Genomic DNA, 17,406 nt, shown 5'->3' with positions numbered 1-17,406 from the left:
TGCATGGGGCAGTCTTCTGGTCGTGGGGACCCCTTCGCAGCACAACAGCCGTACCGGGCCGGGCGGACAGGCAGGTCCGGCCGACCCGGCCGACCCGGCGGTGACCACCGGCCCGGCCGCGACGACGACCGGTCCGGGTGCGCCGCCCGGCCAGGGCAGGTCGTCCGCCCCGGGCAGGCCGTCCGCCCCTGGCACGCCGTCGGACCCGCCCGGTGCGGGCCGGCAACACGCCCCGGGCGGGAGCGCGCGGGGCCGGTCGACCGCCGGCTCCGGCGCGCACATGGTCGTCTGCGGGGACGACGGGCTGGCCCACCGGCTGGCCGCCGAACTGCGGACCGTGTACGGGGAACAGGTGACGCTCGTCGTGCCGCCCACGGCGCGGCTCGCGCGGCGGCCGGTCGTCGGGCGGGCCCGCACCGCCGCCGCCTTCCTCGACCGGATGACGGCGGCGGTCAACCGGGCCACGGGCGCCGCCGATCCGGCGGCCGGCGACCGCACCGGCGAGGCCCGCGCCCGCGACGGCGGCGAACACGTCCTGGAGGCGGGCGAGGCCACCGAGGCGGTGCTCGCCGAGGCCGGGGTGGAGCGGGCCGCCGCGCTGGCACTCGTCTACGACGACGACGAGACCAACATCCGCGCGGCCCTCACCGCCCGGCGCCTCAACCCGCGCCTGCGGCTGGTCCTGCGGCTCTACAACCGCCGCCTGGGGCAGTACATCGAAGAACTGCTGGACCAGGCCTCGGCGTTGGCGGCGGGCGACGGCGAGGCCGGCGGGGTCGACGGGTTCGGCGCCTCCACGACCGTCCTCTCCGACGCCGACACCGCCGCCCCCGCGCTGGCCGCGACCGCCGTCGCCGGGACCAGCAAGGTCGTACAGACGGACGGGCTGATGCTGCGGGCCGTGGAACGCCCGCCCGGCCGCGGCGGCCAGAGCCCGGGCGGCCTCTGCACGCTCGCCCTTCTGTCGGCCACCACCAACGACCCCGCCGGAACCGAGGGTTCCGAGGGCAGCGGGGCGCGCGGCCCCCAACTCCTGCCCGACGAGAGGGCGGTGGCGGAGGCGACGGGGCGCGGAACCGTCGTTCTCGACACCGTGCGCTACGCGGGACCCGCGCTGCCGCCCGGCCGGGCGGGCGGCGGGCCGCTCGGGGCCTTCGGGCCGCTGCTCTCGCGGCGGCTGCGGTTGTCCCTGGCGGGCATGATCGGGTGCGTCTTCGCGCTCGCCGTCGCGCAGATGGTGATCACCGGGGAGCATCCGCTCCAGGCGACGTACGCGACCCTCCTCGACCTCTTCGGGATCGCCGACCCGGCGACCGACCAGAGCGACTCCCGCCAGATCCTGCAACTCCTGTCCGGCCTCATGGGTTTACTCCTGCTGCCCGTGCTCCTTGCCGCCGTCCTGGAGGCCCTCGGCACCTTCCGCAGCGGCACCGCCCTGCGCAAGCCGCCGCGCGGCCTCTCCGGGCACGTCGTCCTCCTCGGCCTCGGCAAGATCGGCACCCGCGTCCTCGCCCGCCTGCGCGAACTGCACATCCCGGTCGTGTGCGTCGAGGAGGACCCGGAGGCGCGCGGGCTCGCGGAGGCCCGACGCCTACGAGTGCCGGTCATCCTCGGCGACGTGACCCAGGAGGGCGTCCTGGAGGCCGCCAAGATCCACCGCGCGCACGCCCTCCTCGCCGTGACCAGCTCCGACACGACGAACCTCGAAGCCGGCCTGTACGCCCGCTCCGTACGCCCCGACCTGCGTGTCGTCCTGCGCCTCTACGACGACGACTTCGCCACCGCCGTCTACCGCACCCTCCGCGCCGCCCACCCGGGCGCCCTCACCCGCAGCCGCAGCGTCTCCCACCTTGCCGCACCCGCCTTCGCCGGCGCGATGATGGGCCGCCAGATCCTGGGCGCGATCCCCGTGGAACGCCGCGTCCTCCTCTTCGCCGCCGTCGAGGTCCGCGGCCACCCCCGCCTGGAGGGCCGCACCGTCGCGGAGGCCTTCCGGGCGGGCGCCTGGCGCGTACTGGCCCTCGACACGGCCGCCCCCGGGGACCCGGACACCGAACGGACGCCGGGCGCGGCCGGATCGGGCCTGGTCTGGGACCTCCCGCCCACGTACGTCCTGCGCGCCGAGGACCGCGTGGTGCTGGCGGCGACGCGGCGGGGGCTGGCGGAGTTGCTGGGAAGGCGGGCGGGAGTGGGGGCGTAGGTTCTTGGGCCGTCGGCCGGGTGCGGGTCCGGTGGGGCTTCTCGCGCGGTTCCCCGCGCCCCTGAAAAGCAGGGTCCGCGCCCCGTGCTCCTCAGGCCCGCGGGGCCGTGGTCCTTCAGGCCCGCGGGGGCCTGGTCCTCCCGGGCGCGGGGAAACTGCGCGACCAGCCCCCACTCACCCGCAGACGACCCCGTGCGCATCCCCCACATCCCACGCCGGAAACGGATCGTCGAAGCCGAGCCCGGACAGAACCTCGCGCTCCGTCACCACGCACCCGTCGAGAGCCGACCGCAGCGCATCCCCCCGCAACCCCGTCCCGATGAACACCAACTCCTGGGCGAACGGAACCTCTTCGTCCTGCGCCGCAGTCGGTTCGAAGCGGGCCACCGACCCCGCCTGGGACCACAACCCGATGACCCCCGGCCGCCCGGCGAGCGTGAAGAACCCCTTGGACCGCAGCACCTGCCCGAACGCACCGCTGTCGAGCCCCTCGGTCACGAAGTCCCACAACCGCCCGGGGTGGAAGGGCCGTTCGGACCGGAAGACCGTCGACGAGATGCCGTACTCCTCGGTCTCCGGCACATGGTCCCCGTTCAGCTCCCGCACCCACCCCGGCGCCTGCTGCGCCCGTTCGAGGTCGAACGCCCCCGTGCCGAGCACCTCCGCGACCCGCACCCGGCCATGGCTGGCCGGCACGATCCGCGCGGCCGGATTGAGCCGGGCCAGCGTCGCCGCGAGCCGCTCGGCGGCCGCCGCGTCCACGAGGTCGAGCTTGTTCAGGACGATCACATCGGCGAACTCCACCTGGTCCATCAGCAGATCGCTCACGGTGCGCTCGTCGTCCTCGTACTGGTCGAGCCCCCGCGCCACCAGCTCGTCCCCACCCGCCAGCTCCGGCAGGAAGTTCACCGCGTCGACGACCGTGACCATGGTGTCGAGCCGCGCGAGATCCCCGAGCGTGGCCCCGTCGTCGCGTGCGAAGGCGAAGGTCGCGGCGACGGGCATCGGCTCGGAGATCCCCGAACTCTCGATGAGGAGATAGTCGAAGCGCCCCTCCCGCGCCAGCCGGTCCACCTCTTCCAGCAGATCGTCGCGCAGGGTGCAGCAGATGCACCCGTTGGTCATCTCGACCAGCCGCTCCTCCGTGCGCGACAGCGCCGCCGCGCCGCCGCGCACGAGGGCGGCGTCGATGTTGACCTCGCTCATGTCGTTGACGATGACCGCCACGCGGAGCCCTTCGCGATTGGCGAGGACATGGTTGAGCAGGGTGGTCTTGCCCGCCCCGAGGAACCCGGAGAGGACGGTGACGGGCAGCCGTTCGTACGCCATGGCCGTGCCCTCAGCCCTCGGGGTGCAGCAGCCCGCGCTCGTACGCCTTCAGCAGCCGCTGCGGTACGAGATGGGTGGCGCCGTCGACGGTGAACGGCACGAGCGACGGCGTGCTCGCCTTCCACTGGGCACGACGGTGACGGGTGTTGCTGCGGGACATCTTCCGCTTGGGTACGGCCATGGGGTCCTCCTCCACGGGCTTCACAGGTGACGGACCGGACGCTACATGAAAATGGATCCCATTACTAAAAGGGTCTTCGTGGTCTGCGCCACGGCCCCCGGTGCACAAGGCCGTGAGCAACCCCGCCGCGAGCGCCGTATGGGAGGAAGCGGGCCGAACCGGCCCCGCCCGGCCCAGCCGTCCCCTACGGAGGTACCGTCCCCCGTGGCCACCACCAAGGAAGAAGCCCGAGCCCCCCAGCGCGGCCGGCATCTCGACCCGCCGCTCGTCCTCACCATGCTGCTGGTCCTGGCGGTCGTGGCGCAGCGCCCTCTGCGTGGGCTGCTGTCCGCGCCCGTGACACAGAGCTGGATGACGGTCTTCGTGGCGGTGGTCGTGCAGGCCCTGCCGTTCCTGGTCGTCGGAGTGCTGCTCTCGGCGGCCATCGCGGTGTTCGTGCCGGCCTCGTTCTTCGCCCGCGCGCTGCCGAAACGGCCCGCGTTGGCGGTACCGGCGGCGGGCATGGCCGGTGTCGTCCTGCCGGGGTGCGAGTGCGCCTCCGTGCCGGTCGCGGGCGCCCTCGTACGCCGGGGCGTGACACCCGCGGCCGCGCTCGCCTTCCTCCTCTCCGCCCCCGCGATCAACCCGATCGTCCTGACCGCGACCGCCGTGGCCTTCCCGGGCAACCCCGAGATGGTGCTGGCCAGGTTCGTGGCGAGCCTGCTGGTGGCCTGCACCATGGGCTGGCTGTGGCAACGGCTGGGCCGCGGCGAGTGGATGCGCCCGCCCGAGCGGCCGTCCTACGAGGGCCAGAGCAAGGGCGCCGCCTTCTGGGGCTCGGTGCGGCACGACGTGATGCACGCCGGCGGGTTCCTGGTCGTCGGCGCGATGGTGGCGGCCACCCTCAAGGCGGTCGTCCCGGCGAGCTGGCTGAACGCCGCCGCCGACAACCCGGTCGTCGCGATCCTCGCCCTGGCGGTACTGGCCGTCCTGCTCTCCATCTGCTCCGAGGCGGACGCGTTCGTGGCGGCCTCCCTGACCCAGTTCTCCCTGACCTCCCGGCTGGCCTTCCTGGTCGTCGGCCCGATGATCGACCTGAAACTCTTCGCCATGCAGACCGCCACCTTCGGCCGCGCCTTCGCGCTCCGCTTCGCCCCCGCCACCTTCGCCCTCGCGATCCTGGTGTCGGCCCTCGTCGGGGCGGTGCTCCTGTGAACCGCCAGGCCCAGACCGTCATCCTCTTCCTCACCGGCGGCGCCCTCCTCCACGCGGGCTTCACCGACCTCTACCTCCGCTACGTCAAGGCCGGCCTGCGCCCCCTCCTCATCGGCGCCGGCGTCGTCCTCATAGCCGCCGCCGTCGCCACGGTCCTGTACGAACGCCGGGCCCGGCGCCAGGGCGGCGAGCAGCACACCCATCACGAACCCCGGGTGTCCTGGCTGCTGGTCCTGCCGCTCCTCGCCCTCGTCCTGGTGGCCCCGCCCGCCGCCGGGTCCTACACCGCGATGCGCACCGGCGCGGCACTCCAGCAGCAGCCCTGGGGCTACCCCGCCCTCCCCGCCGACGGCCCCCTCCGGCTGAGCGTCGCCGACTACGCCGGCCGCGCGGTCTACGACAAGGGCCGCGCCCTCTCCGGCCGCACGCTCAAGATCGCCGGGTTCCTCGCGCTCGACGGCTCCGGTCACCCGTATCTCGTCCGCATGGCCCTCAACTGCTGCGCCGCCGACGCCCAGCCGGTCAAGATCGCCCTCACCGGCCAGCTCCCGGCCGTCCTCCAGCCCGACACCTGGATCGAGGTCACCGGCACCTACACGCCGAAGCGGACCAGGGACCCCCTCAACGGCACCGCCGTCCCGTACCTCACCGTCACGGCCACCAGGCCGGTCAAGGCACCCCAGGACCCGTACGACGAGGCCTGGAACGGCTGACGCCGGCGGCACGCGGGCATGAAAGGGCCCGGTCGCTGGCGACGGGGGATGCACCAGCGACCGGGCTATGGCCAAGGCTAACAAGGCTGCTCGTCGGACGGGAGCAGACTGCTCGACTGGGTTGACGAGTTGTGATCGGTATCACGTGGGCAGCGTACCTGGCCAAACGTTCGTTAGGCGTCGAGAGCGCGCCGCCCATACGTGCGATCAACCACCCCACACGGTGTCGGCGCCGCCGGACACCCCGAGCATGTGACGGTCGGGGCTGAAGGAGAGGAAGTGGCCGGTTCTGGCGTTGGGGCTCATCGACTGGCCGATGGGGGAGGCGTCGGCGGGGCCGGTGACATCCCAGAGGCGGACGGTGCTGTCGTGGACTGAAGGCCACGGACCAGATGGGGCCGGTGTGCCCGGTGAGGGGCGCGCCGAGCGCGCTCGCCCGCCGGGGGGCATCCACCACTTACGGTCCTCTCCGCACCTTCTGCCCGACCGACTGCCGGTGTTCTGGGATCCCCGCGCTGTGCGCGTACGCCCTCTCCGTCCGGCCGAGACGGCACGGGACCGTCTCCGCATCCCAGAACGGCGTCTCAGGCAGTGCCTGTTCACGCAGCTCAGGGTGGGTGGGACGGTTGCGTCGTCGCGGGCTGGGCGACGGTGATTGCGGTGGGTCCCCGGTCTCTTCGAAGCTATGGGTGTCGCACCGGCCGGGGTGATCGAGGACTCCGGCAGCGCCTGGTGACGACTCCCGCCCTGTGCCTGCGTACCGGGCATCCGTGTGCCCTGGTGCCCGACGCGTGGCGTTCGGCATCCTGCGGCGCGGACGGGACGCGGACGGGATACGGACGGGTGGCGAGACACCGCGGACGTGTTCGGCGGGAGAGCCGGCGCGACGGGGAGCGACTCATACGGACCACGATGAGAAGGAAGACACGACATGAGCGGGAACAGCCGTAACAGCCGTAACAGTCGTAACAGCGGGAACACGTACGCACGCCGTCGTCCGGGCCGCCGTACGGCCGTCGCCGCCGGGCTCGTCCTCGCCCTCGGGCTCGGTGTCTCGACGCAGGCGGTGGCGCAGACCGCCGCCCTCGTCCCCGCCTCCGCCACGGCATCGGTGACGGCGTCCGCCCCGGTGCGGTCGATCACTGGCTTCAACGGTGACGTGGTGACCGAGGTCGCCGACTTCTACGGCGCGTACATCGACGCGAAGGACGCCCCCCGGGGCCCGGACAAGGCACTGGCCAAGGCGCTGCGCGCCCACTACCTGACGCCCGCCTTCGCCAAAAAGCTGACGGCCTGGGAGAAGAAGCACAAGGCGGACGGGCTCCTGCGTGCCCAGAACGTCCCGACGCGGTGGACGGTGAGCGAGGGCCGCAAGGACCTGGAGGTCGTCGTCACCCTGACCTTCGGCGGCGCCGGGGAATCGCCGACGACGAAGACCCGGTTCGTCGTGGAGCTGGAGCCGGTCGACGGCATCAAGGGCATCCGCACCACGACCACCGCCCCCGCGACGGCGTCCGCCGCGGTGCGGTCGGTCAGCGGCAGGACCGGTGACTCGGTGACCCAGGTCGCCGACTTCTACGGCGCGTACGTCGACGCGAAGGACGCCCCCCGGGGCCCGGACAAGGCACTGGCCAAGGCGCTGCGCGCGCACTACCTGACGCCCGCCTTCGCCAAGAAGGTGACGGCCTGGGAGAAGAAGCACAAGAGGGACGGTGTGCTCCGCGCCCGGAACGTGCCGGTGGACTGGACGGTGACCGGGGACGGTGAAAGCCGTGAGATCGCCGTCACCCACAGCTTCGGCGGCGGGGAGTCGCCGACGACGACCACCCACCTCGTCGTGAAGGCGGACGCGTTCAACGGCGTCAGCGACATCCGCACCACCAAAGCCCACTGACGACGCATCCGCTCGGCGAGGGTTCGTCGAGGCGTCAGCCGCCGCTCTCCGCCGCCAGGTTGGCGGCGGGGATCGGGACCCAGCGACCGGGTTGGTGGTAGACGCGGTCGTACCGGTAGCCCGGCAGCCCCTTCGTACCGGTGGTGCGGAAGGGCCGGCCGTCGTCGTCGATGCGGACCGTGCCGGTACGGCCCTGTGAGGACCAGGCGAGGTTGAGGTACCAGTCGCAGTCGCAGGACTTGTTCAGCGCGGAGACCACCAGGACTTCGGGTTCCTGCAAGGACACCTGGTAGGGGAAGCCGATCGCGGGGATCGGCTTGCCCGCCCCGTCGTCGCCGGGCATCGAACGGGCCCGGGGCTGCTGCGCGTCGAGGTCCACGTCGAAGAAGCGGGGGATGAGGGCGGCGCCGCAACCGTCGCTCAAGGAGTAGAGGCTGCCCTGGCCGGCGGCGGGGGCGGGGGCGGCGCGGCTGACCACGCGCACGTACAGGGCTTCCAGTACGACGGCGGCGGAGCCGCGTCCCTGCACCGTGATCCGCACGGTCGTGGAGCCCCCGTGCACCGCCCGCTGGGAGGTGGCCCACGCCGCGAGGTCCTCAGGGTGCGGGGGCGGCGGGACCTGTTGCGGAGGCTTGGCGAGGACATAGTCCTCGCCGCACCCGTTGAGTCCGCGTGTGTGCGAGTCGGCCGTCCAGGTCAGAGGGGCCACCGGCGGGGCCGCGCCGGCGCTCGCGCGGCTCGGCTCGCGGTTGCCCTGGTGCGTGGCGGAGGGGGGCCCGTCGGCGGAGGTGGTGAGACCGAGGAGGGCGGAGACGAGCGAGGCCGCCAGAGTCATCGATCGCCAGGCTCGCCGCCGTCCAGGGCGCCCGCCGTGCAGCCGAGACGAGGGTGGTGAGACCGGCCCGGGGCGCTGGCCGGCCGGTGAGATCGGCTCGGCAGCCTCCCCGGCCGACCCGCTGCCGCTCGTAGGAACGGCTGATGCGGCGACATCGCTCACCGGCGGGACCGAGGCCGCCGCGCTGGTGGTGGTGCGGGGCGCTGGTGCCTGCCGGGCAGGGGACGGGCGTGACCGTTGTCTCGGGGCGGAGGCCAGGATCCACAGGCGGTACAGCTCCATGCGTTCCGCGGAGGAGGCGCCGCAGAGCGCGGCGAACCGCTCGATGCCGGCGAAGTCCTGCGGGACCGCCTCTCCGGCGCAGTAGCGGTGCAAAGTGGAGGCGTGCATGCCCAGGGGGCGGGCCAGTGCCGCGTAGCTGCGGTCGGTGCGCTCCTTCAGACGCGTCAGGAGCGACGCGAACTCCGCTACGTCGTCGTGGATCGAAGCCATGTAATCCGTACTCGTATCCGCTCGTCGGCCCATGCAGGCCTGTCCCGATGGGGCACGACACCCACGCGCTTCCCCCTGTCTGCACGTCCATACGCCCGGGACGGTTCCAGCGCTGCGGGGCGTGACCTTCACCACGACCAGCCGCAGAAATCCGAGCCGCCCCCGCTACGATCATTCTGCCTGCGTCGGCCGGCGCGCTTCAGACCCGCAGCACAGGCCCGCAGTGGAGGGTGCCGGCCCGTTCGAACCGGGTGACGTGGGCTGACATCTGCTGGGCGGTCCGCTGCGAGATTTGGCATGTGCCGCACCCGAATTTGGCATGTGCCGCACCCGAGAACGGTCAGCCACGACGGCGGGCGTGCCGATCGGCAAGACGCGCGTGTGCCTTGCCGTACCCCGGCGACCTCAGCCACGCTGTCGGCCTGTGCTTGAGTGCTCTCCATCCAAGGACCATGGTGACCTGCGACGTTGTCGTGTCTCCATCCAGAGTGTCTGGCGGCGAGAGCTGGTGGGCTGTCCGGGCTCACGAACTGGCGCATCTCCGTGCGAGCGGTTCGACACCTGCGCGTGAACCCTCCGGGCCGCTTCGGACAACAGGGGGTGGAATGCACTCCACTCCTATTGCACGAAGAAGCGGGGGCCTCGTGGGGGATCCACCCACCGACGATGCGCTGGTCATCCAGGAATCCCTGGAGCGGCCGGAGATATTCGCCAGGCTTTACGACAGACACGCCGCCGAGATCCACCGGTATGTGATGCGCCGGCTGGGAGACAGTCACGCCGACGACATCACGGCGCAGACCTTCCTCATCGCCTTCCGCAACCGCGCCCGCTACGACATGACGCGCGCCAGTGCCCGGCCGTGGCTCTACGGCATCGCCGGCAACCTCATCGGCAGCCACCGCCGCTCCGAAGTGCGGGCGCTGCGGGCGCTGGCCCGGACCGGCGTCGACCCGGTGGCCGAGTCCTGGTCGGAACGGGCCGACGAGCGGGTGACGGCCGAGGCCTCGCAGCAGGCGCTGGCCGGGGCGATCGCGGCCTTGCCGGGGAAGGACCGGCATGTGCTGCTGCTGGTCGCCTGGGCGGACCTCACTTACCAGGAGTGTGCCGACGCCCTCGGGGTGCCGGTCGGCACGGTCCGATCCCGGCTGAACCGGGCGCGGCGCAAGATGCGTACGGCGCTCGGCGCCGACCCCACCCTCGTAAGCGACCACAACGGGGCGGTAACCCATGGATGACATGACCAAGATGCACGAGCTGCGCGCCGATGCGCCGACGCCGGACCGGATGCGGCTGCTTCCCGGCCGCCAGCAGTTGCTGGGAGCAGCACAGCAGGGCTCTGCCCGCAGGATGCGGCTGGACTGGCGCGTGACGGCTGCGGGGGTCGCCGCGACGGTGGTCACCATCGCGGTGCTGGTGACCATGCTCGTCGGTGGCGATGAACCCGAGCGTGGCGTGCAGCCTGCCGGCCCCGACCTGACGTCCGCGACGGCACTCCTGGAGCAGGCGGCCGAAGTGGTGTCGCAGCAGCCGGATCTGCATCCGCGCGACGGCCAGTGGATCTACCTGGAGACCGCACAGTGCCAGAACGGAGCGTCGGACGGGTCGCCCGCCGCCAAGCCCGAGGTGAGAGAGGAGTGGGTCCAGTACGACAGCCCCGTGAGGGAGGACGACAAGGACGGCGACACCGAGCCCTCGCAACGGCGGCTGTATCGCCTGCTCGCCTCGCTGCCGGACGACCCCGCCGAGATCCGGAAGAAGGCGGCGGACATGTTTCCCCTGGGCAAGGACACCGGCTTGACGCGCGAGCAGCGCGAGACCTTCGCGCTGCTCGCGACCCTCAACGAGGCCTATCCCGTGCATCCGCAGGGGATGGCCAGGCTGTACCGGGCCCTGGCCGCGGACCCCGGGATCGAGGTGGTCCCGCACCTGGTGAAGGACCCCCTGGGGCATGACGCCATCGCCATCTACCCGGACCTGGGCAGCAAGGCCGTTCAGCGCCGGGAGTACCTCCTCGACCCCGGCACCTTCCAGTACCGGGGGAACCAGTCGGTCGCGGTGCGCGACTACGAGGAGACGTATGAGGACGGCTCGTCGACCGGACGCTCGTACAAGAAGGGCGAGGCCACATCCTGCGAGATGAAGACGACCCAGTCCCTCGTCGACCGGGACGGCGAGAAGCCCTGAACCGGCCGGGCGGGACGGCCCACGGACCGCCCCGCCCGCCGACCGAGCAGCGATGTCACCGTGGGTTCGAATCCCCCACCCACTGCAGATGAACGACGGCCTCTGTCCAGGAAAATTGGTCAGAGGCCGTCGTGCAGGGCGGCGTCCGTGAGCGCCCGTCGTTCCCCGGAGCTTCCCGCCCGACCGGGCACGCACGGGGCACGAAGTCTTCTGGTCCGTAGCTCCCTGGAGAGCGGCGTCTGGCGCACTAGGAAGTGCCGTTCGGGCCTCCGGTCGGCGTTCCCTGGTGGTGGAACATCTGCCAGTGCATCGGAGTCACCATCTAGCCCACATCTAGCCCTCCCTCCAGCTCCCATCCCGCCTGCCGTCGACCCACACACCGTGGAGCGTGCGTGGTCACCCGCGAACGGCGCCCCCTCCATCTGGTCACGCCTACACCTTCCGCTTCGGCGTGCAGCTATACATCCGCCCCATCCGCTCGGCCGACTTCAAGGGCACGTCAGAGCTGACCAGTTACATCGCCAAGTACGCCACCAAGGGCCCTGAGACCGCGACAGGCACCCTGGACCACCCCATCCGCAACCCGATCACTGCCGGCCACAGCCGTAGTCACGCAGTACGCACTCAGGAATCGACAGTCACGCAGAGAGACACGCAGCAACGCCAGAGGGCCCTTACCGATCCGGTAAGGGCCCTCTGACCTGCTATCCAGCTGTCGGGGTGGCGGGATTTGAACCCACGACCTCTTCGTCCCGAACGAAGCGCGCTGCCAAGCTGCGCTACACCCCGATTGTCACTGCTTGTCGCGGCGACGTCGTTTACTTTAGCCCACCGGGGGCGGGAGACGAAATCCGGTTTTCGGGGCGTCGGTCGGGGCGGTCGGGGCGGCCCCGGCGTGGGTGTACGGGGTCGGGGCGGAGGTGGTCGACGACGATGAGGAGAAGGGCGAGGGCGTAGAAGGCGAGGCCCAGGAGCAGGGCGTTGCCGAGGACGCTCTTGTAGCCGTGGCGGTCGACGTCCAGGAAGGGGTAGAGGTACGGGGCCGGCCAGTCGGGGGTCACCAGGGCGGCTCGGCCGAGCGTGAACGCCAGGAACGCCAGCGGGTAGAGCAGCCAGGCCGCCGCAAGGCTGAGACGGGGCGGCGCCGGGCGGGTCAGGAACAGCCAGTCCACCACCACCGCGAGCGGGATCGCGGTGTGGAAGGCGATGTCCGTCAACGCGAGCCATCCGGTGGGGGCGGCCGGGGCGCCCGTCGACGTCATCGTCATGGAAAAGGCCGTGGCGTCCCGCGTCAGGATCAGATGGTGGACCAGCGCCGTGATCACGGCGTAGAGAACCGTGCCGACCGTCATCCAGGACGGCAGGGGGCGGCGGGCGGACCACGCGCCGCGGGCCGAGGCGGCGAAGACCAGCGCCACCAGTGCCGTGCTCTGGACGGCGAAGTGGCTGAACGCCCGCAGAGGGCTGCCCAGCGTCATCTCCATCACCACGGCCGCTGTCGCTGCCAGCGCGACCAGGGCGCGGTACACCGCCGCCGGCCGGCGGCGTGTCGGTGTCACCACCGCCGTCGCGGGCACGACGGATGTCACCGGTGCGGGGATGCCCGAGATCGCGGGCAGGTCGGGGATGTCCCTGGGTATCGGTGAGGTCATGCGCTCACGCTAGGACGCCCGGGCGAAACGGGCCATTCGTGATGATCCGTACGAGGTGGCGCCCCACCAGCGGTTTCGTCGCCGGGCCGCATCGCCTCTCGCACCGGCCCACCCGCCCCGCCCGGGAAGCCTCGCGGGCAGCCCCGGCAATCCTGCCCGCGGCTCCCCTTACTCCTTCCGCGCCACCAGCGTCAGCAGTGAAGCCTCCGGCGGGCACGCGAACCTCACCGGGGTGTAGCGACTCGTGCCACAGCCGGCCGAGACGTGCAGGTATGCCGTGCGGCCGTCCGCCGTGTGGGTGGAGAGGCCCTTCACGCGGTCCGTGTCGAGGTCGCAGTTGGTGACGAGGGCGCCGTAGAAGGGGATGCAGAGCTGGCCGCCGTGCGTGTGGCCGGCGAGGACGAGGGGGTAGCCGTCGGCGGTGAAAGCGTCGAGGGCGCGGAGATAGGGGGCGTGGACGACGGCCAGGGAGAGATCGGCCGAATCGGACGGGCCGCCTGCCACGCGGGCGTAGCGGTCCCGCTTGATGTGCGGGTCGTCGAGGCCGGTCAGCTCGACCGACATGCCCTCGATCTTCAGCGTGCCGCGGGTGTTGGTGAGGTTGAGCCAGCCCGCCCCGTCGAAGCCGTCCCGCAGGTCCTCCCACGGGTTGTGGACGGCGCCGACCACCGGCTTGTTGCCGTTCAGACCGTGGCGGCCCTGGACCTTCTCCAGCAGGTAGCGGGCGGGGTTGCGCAGCGTCGGGCCGTAGTAGTCGTTCGAGCCGAAGACGTACGCGCCCGGCAGCTCCATCAAGGGACCCAGAGCGTCCAGCACCTCGGGAACGCCCTCGGGGTCGGAGAGGTTGTCGCCGGTGTTGATCACGAAGTCCGGACGCAGCCCGGCCAGGGAACGCAACCAGCGCTGTTTCTTGCGCTGTCCGCTCACCATGTGGATGTCGGAGACCTGGAGTATGCGCAGCGGCCGCATGCCCGGTGGCAGCACCGGCACCGTCACCCGCCGCAGTCGGAAGGAGCGGGCCTCGATGCCCGCCGCATACACCACACCGGCGGCACCGACCGCCGCGATCCCCAGAGGTACTCCGTATCGCGCTTGCATGTGTCCATCGTGTCAGACCCCGCCGAACCCGAGCGCACGCCTGTGGACAACCGCCGACCACCCGCCATCGACAGTCAACTCCCCCTGTGGACAACTCACTCCGGACTGTCCACCGACCCGCACCCGACTACCCGCCCCGACCCGTAGCCGACCGTAGCCGGACTGCAGCCAGCCCGCACCCGACTACCCGCCCCGACCCGCCCCCGACCGCACCCGGCCACGGCCCCACCAAGCCCGACCCCGCCCGCCCTGCACGTCCACCCCGCACACCCACCCCGCACACCCGCCCCCACCGACCGCCCCACCGATCCGCACACACCAGCGAAATCAAGGCGCGCTCCCCACACCACACCTGCGACAATCGGCCCCATGACCACGCTCAAGTCGAAGCTGCAGGAAGACCTCAACGCCGCCATCAGGGAGCGCGACGAGCTCCGCTCCTCGACGCTCCGGCTGACCCTCACCGCGATCACCAAGGAAGAGGTCGCGGGCAAGGAGAAGCGCGAGCTGTCCGACGACGAGGTGCTCAAGGTGATCACCAAGGAGGCGAAGAAGCGCCGTGAGGCCGCGGACGCCTTCGCCCAGGGCGGTCGCCCCGAGTCGGCCGAGCGGGAGAAGGCGGAAGGCGCGTTTCTCGCCGAGTACCTGCCCAAGCAGCTGTCCGACGAGGAGCTGAAGCAGATCGTCGTCCAGGCCGTCGAGGAGGCCCGGGCCGCCGGTGCCGAGGGCCCGCGCGCGATGGGCCAGGTCATGAAGATCGTCAACCCGAAGGTGGCCGGACTCGCCGAGGGCGGCCGGGTCGCCGCCATCGTCAAGCAGCAGCTCACGGGCGCCTGAGCAACCCTCCGGCTCCAGCTCCACCTCCCGCTTCCGCGCCACAGCCCTCCGGACCCGGCTCCCGCTCCTGCGGCAACTCTCCGGACCCGGCTCCCGCGGCAGCCTCCGGACCCGGCTCCCGCTCCCGCGCGCCTCAGCACAACAACAACGGCGGTGGGGCGCCCCTTGAGAAGGGGCGCCCCACCGCCGTATTCATGTCAGCTTGCCGGTGACGTCACGCGCGCCGCCGCCGCGGCTCGTCAGCCGAACCCGCCGCCATTGCCGTTCCCGTTGTTCCCGCCGTTCGTCTGCCCCTGGATCCAGTTCTCCGGGATGCTGAACTCCGGCGTCGGGAACCTGGTGTCTCCGTCGATGCCACCGATGAAGCCGCCACCGTTGTCGCCGTTGTCACCGTTGCCGTTGTCGTCGTTGCCACCGTTGCCGTTGCCGTTCCCACGGCCGTCGTTGTCGTTGTCGTCGTCCCGCTCGCGGGGCCGGTCCTCGGGGAGGTAGACCTTGTTGAAGTCGGGACGGGGCTTGCCCTCCAGCGCACCGGACATCATGTCGCGCCAGATCGGGCCGGGGACCTTCCCGCCGAAGACCTTGCCGTAGCCCACACCGCCGATGGTGATGTTCACCATCTGGCGTTCGTGCGCGGGGTCGCCCACCCAGACGGCGCCGGCCATGTTCGGGGTGTAGCCCACGAACCAGGCCGCGTAACGGCCGTCCGTCGTACCGGTCTTACCGGCGCTGGGACGGCTGGGGCCGAGTCCGGCCTCCGTACCCGTACCGTCCTCGACCACGCCCTTGAGCAGGGCGCTGATGGTGTCGGCGGTGTTCTCGGACATGGCGCGCGAGCACGTCGACTTCGGGACCTCCAGCGACTTCGACTTGTCGCCGACCCGCTGGGTGATGGACTCGATGGCGACCGGCGTGCAGTACATACCGCGCGCGGCGAAGGTCGCGTACGCGTTCGCCATGGTCAGCGGGGACATCTCCTGCGTGCCGAGAGCTATCGACGGCGCCTGGTCGATCTTGCGGCCGTCGGCCCGCTCGACGCCCATCTTCTTGGCCATCTTCGTCACCGGGCAGATGCCGATGTCCGCGATCATCTGCACGAAGTAGGTGTTGACCGACAGCGCGGTCGCCTTCCTCAGGGAGTACGGGCCGACCTCGCTCGCGCTCTCGTTCTCGAGGTCCGCGGCGCTGCTGCCGGTTCCGTTGCGCCAGCTGCCGCCGCCGCAGACGGAGATCGGGCTCGGGTAGGCCATCTTGTACGGCGCGGAGTAGACCTTCCCCGGGGACATGCCGCCTTCGAGGGCCGCCGCGGCGACGATCGGCTTGAACGTCGAACCCGGCTGGTAGCCCGCTCCGCCGCCCATGGACTCGTCCACCGAGAGGTTTATCGACGTCTCGTTCTTCTTGGTGTCGAGACCGTACGGCCGCGACTGCCCCATGGCGAGGATCTTGCCGGTGCCGGGCTCCACGATGGTGGCGGCCGTGGCGACCTCGTCCTTCTGGTAGACGTGCCGCTTGACGGAAGCCTGGACCGACTTCTGGGCCTTCGGGTCCATCGTCGTCCGGATCGTCAGGCCGCCCTGGTTCCAGATCTTGGCCCGGGCCTCCTTGGACTTGCCGAAGATCGGGGTGTTCAGGAACACCTCACGCACGTAGTCGCAGAAGAAACCCGCGCCCTTGACCGCCGTGATGCAGCCGTTCTTCGGCTTCCTGATGTCGAGGCCGAGCGGCTTCTCGGCGGCCTTGTCCGCCTCCGCCTGCGAGATGTCGCCTAGGTCGGCCATGCGCTGCAGCACGGTGTTGCGCCGCTTGGTGGCTTCCTGCGGGTCGTTCACCGGGTCGTACCGGCTGGGCGACTGCACGATTCCGGCGAGGAGCGCGGCCTCCTCCACATCCAGGTCCTTGGCGGACTTGGAGAAGTAGCGCTGGGACGCGGCCTCGACGCCGTACGCCTGCTGGCCGAAGAACGTGATGTTCAGGTAGTTCTCGAGGATCTTCTTCTTGCCGAGTTCCTCTTCGAGCTGGATCGCCTTCTTCAGCTCGTTGATCTTCCGGCCGAGGGTCTGCTGGGTGGCCTGGGCGACCAGTGTCGGGTCGTCGCCCGCCTCCTCCACCGCCACGTTCTTCACCAGCTGCTGCGTCAGCGTGGACGCGCCCTGGGCGACGCCACCCTCCCGCGCGTTCCGGTTGAGCGCGCGCAGGACGCCCTTCAGGTCGATCGCGCCGTGCTGGTAGAACCGGGCGTCCTCGATGGCGATGATCGCCTGCTGCATGTACGGCGAGATCTCCTTGAGATCGACCACCGTACGGTCGCGGCTGTACACCGTGGCGATCGAGTCGCCCTTGCTGTCGAGGATCGTGGTGCGCTGGCTCAGCGGTGGCTGCTTGAGGTTGGCGGGGAGTTCGTCGAACCCCTCGACGGAACCCTTGGCCGCCAACCCCAGGGCGCCGACCGCGGGCAGGGCGATGCCCGCCATGACGGCACCGGCGAGCACGCTGACACCTAGGAACTTGGCGGCCTGCTGTGTGGGGGACAGACCACCACCCGAGCGCTTGTTTGGCATGAGGGCAGCCTAATCCGTAGCGAGGACCGTTCCGAAGGAGCAGGTGGGTCCAGAGGGGTACGGGTGCCGGATCGTGACATCCGGTGTTCGCGCGACGGCCACATGCGCGCCGTGACGGCTCCCGAAATCGAGCGCGACACGAGAAGCGCGACACGAAGCGCGACACGAGAAGCGCGACACGAAGCGCGACACGAGAAGTCCGTCACGAAGCACGGCACGAAGCACGACACGAA

13 protein-coding genes, 1 tRNA gene and 2 pseudogenes are annotated in these 17,406 nt (G+C 71.2%); 8 read left to right on the top strand and 8 right to left on the bottom strand.

Annotated features, from left to right (window positions below; genetic code table 11):
• The first annotated feature begins 280 nt into the window (after positions 1–280).
• The gene (locus ACWCRJ_RS15015) at positions 281–2,200 is read left to right on the top strand and encodes an NAD-binding protein (RefSeq protein ID WP_450939786.1); all 1,920 of its coding nucleotides are present in this window, start codon (positions 281–283) and stop codon (positions 2,198–2,200) included.
• Positions 2,201–2,374: 174 nt separating this feature from the next.
• Here ACWCRJ_RS15015 and ACWCRJ_RS15010 read toward each other — a convergent pair whose 3' ends face one another.
• Entirely contained in the window at positions 2,375–3,529 is a 1,155-nt protein-coding gene (locus tag ACWCRJ_RS15010) for a GTP-binding protein (RefSeq protein ID WP_450939679.1), read from the bottom strand.
• Between the two features lie 10 nt (positions 3,530–3,539).
• Positions 3,540–3,710 (bottom strand): 50S ribosomal protein L32, encoded by a 171-nt coding sequence (gene rpmF / locus ACWCRJ_RS15005; RefSeq protein WP_450939678.1) that lies wholly within the window; start codon positions 3,708–3,710, stop codon positions 3,540–3,542.
• Positions 3,711–3,914: 204 nt separating this feature from the next.
• On the opposite strand from rpmF, the gene ACWCRJ_RS15000 reads away from it, so the two are divergent.
• Positions 3,915–4,904 (top strand): permease, encoded by a 990-nt coding sequence (locus ACWCRJ_RS15000; protein ID WP_450939677.1) that lies wholly within the window; start codon positions 3,915–3,917, stop codon positions 4,902–4,904.
• Entirely contained in the window at positions 4,901–5,617 is a 717-nt protein-coding gene (locus ACWCRJ_RS14995) for a TIGR03943 family putative permease subunit (protein WP_450939676.1), read from the top strand. Before ACWCRJ_RS15000 ends, ACWCRJ_RS14995 begins: the two co-directional genes overlap by 4 nt.
• A 219-nt stretch (positions 5,618–5,836) precedes the next feature.
• Here the strand turns inward: ACWCRJ_RS14995 and ACWCRJ_RS14990 are convergent.
• Positions 5,837–6,062 (bottom strand): annotated as a pseudogene (locus ACWCRJ_RS14990) (hypothetical protein); the annotation flags it as partial.
• A 486-nt stretch (positions 6,063–6,548) separates the two neighbouring features.
• Here ACWCRJ_RS14990 and ACWCRJ_RS14985 point away from each other — a divergent pair.
• Positions 6,549–7,511 carry a hypothetical protein gene (locus ACWCRJ_RS14985; RefSeq protein ID WP_450939675.1) on the top strand — a complete coding sequence of 321 codons (963 nt, stop codon included), beginning with the start codon at positions 6,549–6,551 and terminating at the stop codon, positions 7,509–7,511.
• Between the two features lie 34 nt (positions 7,512–7,545).
• On the opposite strand, the gene ACWCRJ_RS14980 is transcribed toward ACWCRJ_RS14985, so the two are convergent.
• Positions 7,546–8,838: a helix-turn-helix domain-containing protein gene (locus ACWCRJ_RS14980; protein WP_450939674.1), complete on the bottom strand. Its 1,293-nt coding sequence runs from the start codon at positions 8,836–8,838 to the stop codon at positions 7,546–7,548.
• Between the two features lie 644 nt (positions 8,839–9,482).
• On the opposite strand from ACWCRJ_RS14980, the gene ACWCRJ_RS14975 reads away from it, so the two are divergent.
• The 3 genes and pseudogenes from ACWCRJ_RS14975 to ACWCRJ_RS14965 form a co-directional block, all read left to right on the top strand.
• Positions 9,483–10,076 carry an RNA polymerase sigma factor gene (locus tag ACWCRJ_RS14975; protein ID WP_450939673.1) on the top strand — a complete coding sequence of 198 codons (594 nt, stop codon included), beginning with the start codon at positions 9,483–9,485 and terminating at the stop codon, positions 10,074–10,076.
• Position 10,077: 1 nt separating this feature from the next.
• Positions 10,078–11,025 (top strand): CU044_5270 family protein, encoded by a 948-nt coding sequence (locus ACWCRJ_RS14970; protein ID WP_450939672.1) that lies wholly within the window; start codon positions 10,078–10,080, stop codon positions 11,023–11,025.
• Between the two features lie 412 nt (positions 11,026–11,437).
• Positions 11,438–11,725 (top strand): annotated as a pseudogene (locus tag ACWCRJ_RS14965) (replication initiator); the annotation flags it as partial.
• Positions 11,726–11,740: 15 nt separating this feature from the next.
• On the opposite strand, the gene ACWCRJ_RS14960 reads toward ACWCRJ_RS14965, so the two are convergent.
• The 3 genes from ACWCRJ_RS14960 to ACWCRJ_RS14950 all read right to left on the bottom strand — a co-directional run bounded on the left by ACWCRJ_RS14960 (position 11,741) and on the right by ACWCRJ_RS14950 (position 13,775).
• Positions 11,741–11,814: transfer RNA gene (locus tag ACWCRJ_RS14960), tRNA-Pro, on the bottom strand.
• A 29-nt stretch (positions 11,815–11,843) separates the two neighbouring features.
• Positions 11,844–12,677, bottom strand: coding sequence for a Pr6Pr family membrane protein (locus ACWCRJ_RS14955; protein WP_450939671.1), 834 nt, complete (start codon positions 12,675–12,677; stop codon positions 11,844–11,846).
• Between the two features lie 168 nt (positions 12,678–12,845).
• Positions 12,846–13,775 (bottom strand): metallophosphoesterase, encoded by a 930-nt coding sequence (locus tag ACWCRJ_RS14950; RefSeq protein WP_450939670.1) that lies wholly within the window; start codon positions 13,773–13,775, stop codon positions 12,846–12,848.
• A gap of 369 nt (positions 13,776–14,144) precedes the next feature.
• Here ACWCRJ_RS14950 and ACWCRJ_RS14945 point away from each other — a divergent pair, with 369 nt between their 5' ends.
• Positions 14,145–14,612 carry a GatB/YqeY domain-containing protein gene (locus tag ACWCRJ_RS14945; protein ID WP_046917968.1) on the top strand — a complete coding sequence of 156 codons (468 nt, stop codon included), beginning with the start codon at positions 14,145–14,147 and terminating at the stop codon, positions 14,610–14,612.
• 239 nt (positions 14,613–14,851) lie between these two features.
• On the opposite strand, the gene ACWCRJ_RS14940 is transcribed toward ACWCRJ_RS14945, so the two are convergent.
• Positions 14,852–17,173 (bottom strand): transglycosylase domain-containing protein, encoded by a 2,322-nt coding sequence (locus ACWCRJ_RS14940; RefSeq protein WP_450939669.1) that lies wholly within the window; start codon positions 17,171–17,173, stop codon positions 14,852–14,854.
• Between the last annotated feature and the right edge of the window lie 233 nt (positions 17,174–17,406).

Source organism: Streptomyces sp. NPDC002324, from assembly GCF_053593335.1.
Note: the sequence above shows the minus strand (reverse complement) of the source record. Positions and strands in the feature narration are given on the sequence as shown.

Bases quoted from the DNA above. Each gene is read 5' to 3' on its own strand.
- ACWCRJ_RS14980 (WP_450939674.1), bottom strand. From the start codon at position 8,838: ATGGCTTCGATCCACGACGACGTAGCGGAGTTCGCGTCGCTCCTGACG.
- ACWCRJ_RS14950 (WP_450939670.1), bottom strand. From the start codon at position 13,775: ATGCAAGCGCGATACGGAGTACCTCTGGGGATCGCGGCGGTCGGTGCC.
- ACWCRJ_RS14945 (WP_046917968.1), top strand. From the start codon at position 14,145: ATGACCACGCTCAAGTCGAAGCTGCAGGAAGACCTCAACGCCGCCATC.
- ACWCRJ_RS14970 (WP_450939672.1), top strand. From the start codon at position 10,078: ATGACCAAGATGCACGAGCTGCGCGCCGATGCGCCGACGCCGGACCGG.
- ACWCRJ_RS14940 (WP_450939669.1), bottom strand. From the start codon at position 17,173: ATGCCAAACAAGCGCTCGGGTGGTGGTCTGTCCCCCACACAGCAGGCC.
- ACWCRJ_RS15010 (WP_450939679.1), bottom strand. From the start codon at position 3,529: ATGGCGTACGAACGGCTGCCCGTCACCGTCCTCTCCGGGTTCCTCGGG.
- rpmF (WP_450939678.1), bottom strand. From the start codon at position 3,710: ATGGCCGTACCCAAGCGGAAGATGTCCCGCAGCAACACCCGTCACCGT.
- ACWCRJ_RS15015 (WP_450939786.1), top strand. From the start codon at position 281: ATGGTCGTCTGCGGGGACGACGGGCTGGCCCACCGGCTGGCCGCCGAA.
- ACWCRJ_RS14955 (WP_450939671.1), bottom strand. From the start codon at position 12,677: ATGACCTCACCGATACCCAGGGACATCCCCGACCTGCCCGCGATCTCG.
- ACWCRJ_RS14985 (WP_450939675.1), top strand. From the start codon at position 6,549: ATGAGCGGGAACAGCCGTAACAGCCGTAACAGTCGTAACAGCGGGAAC.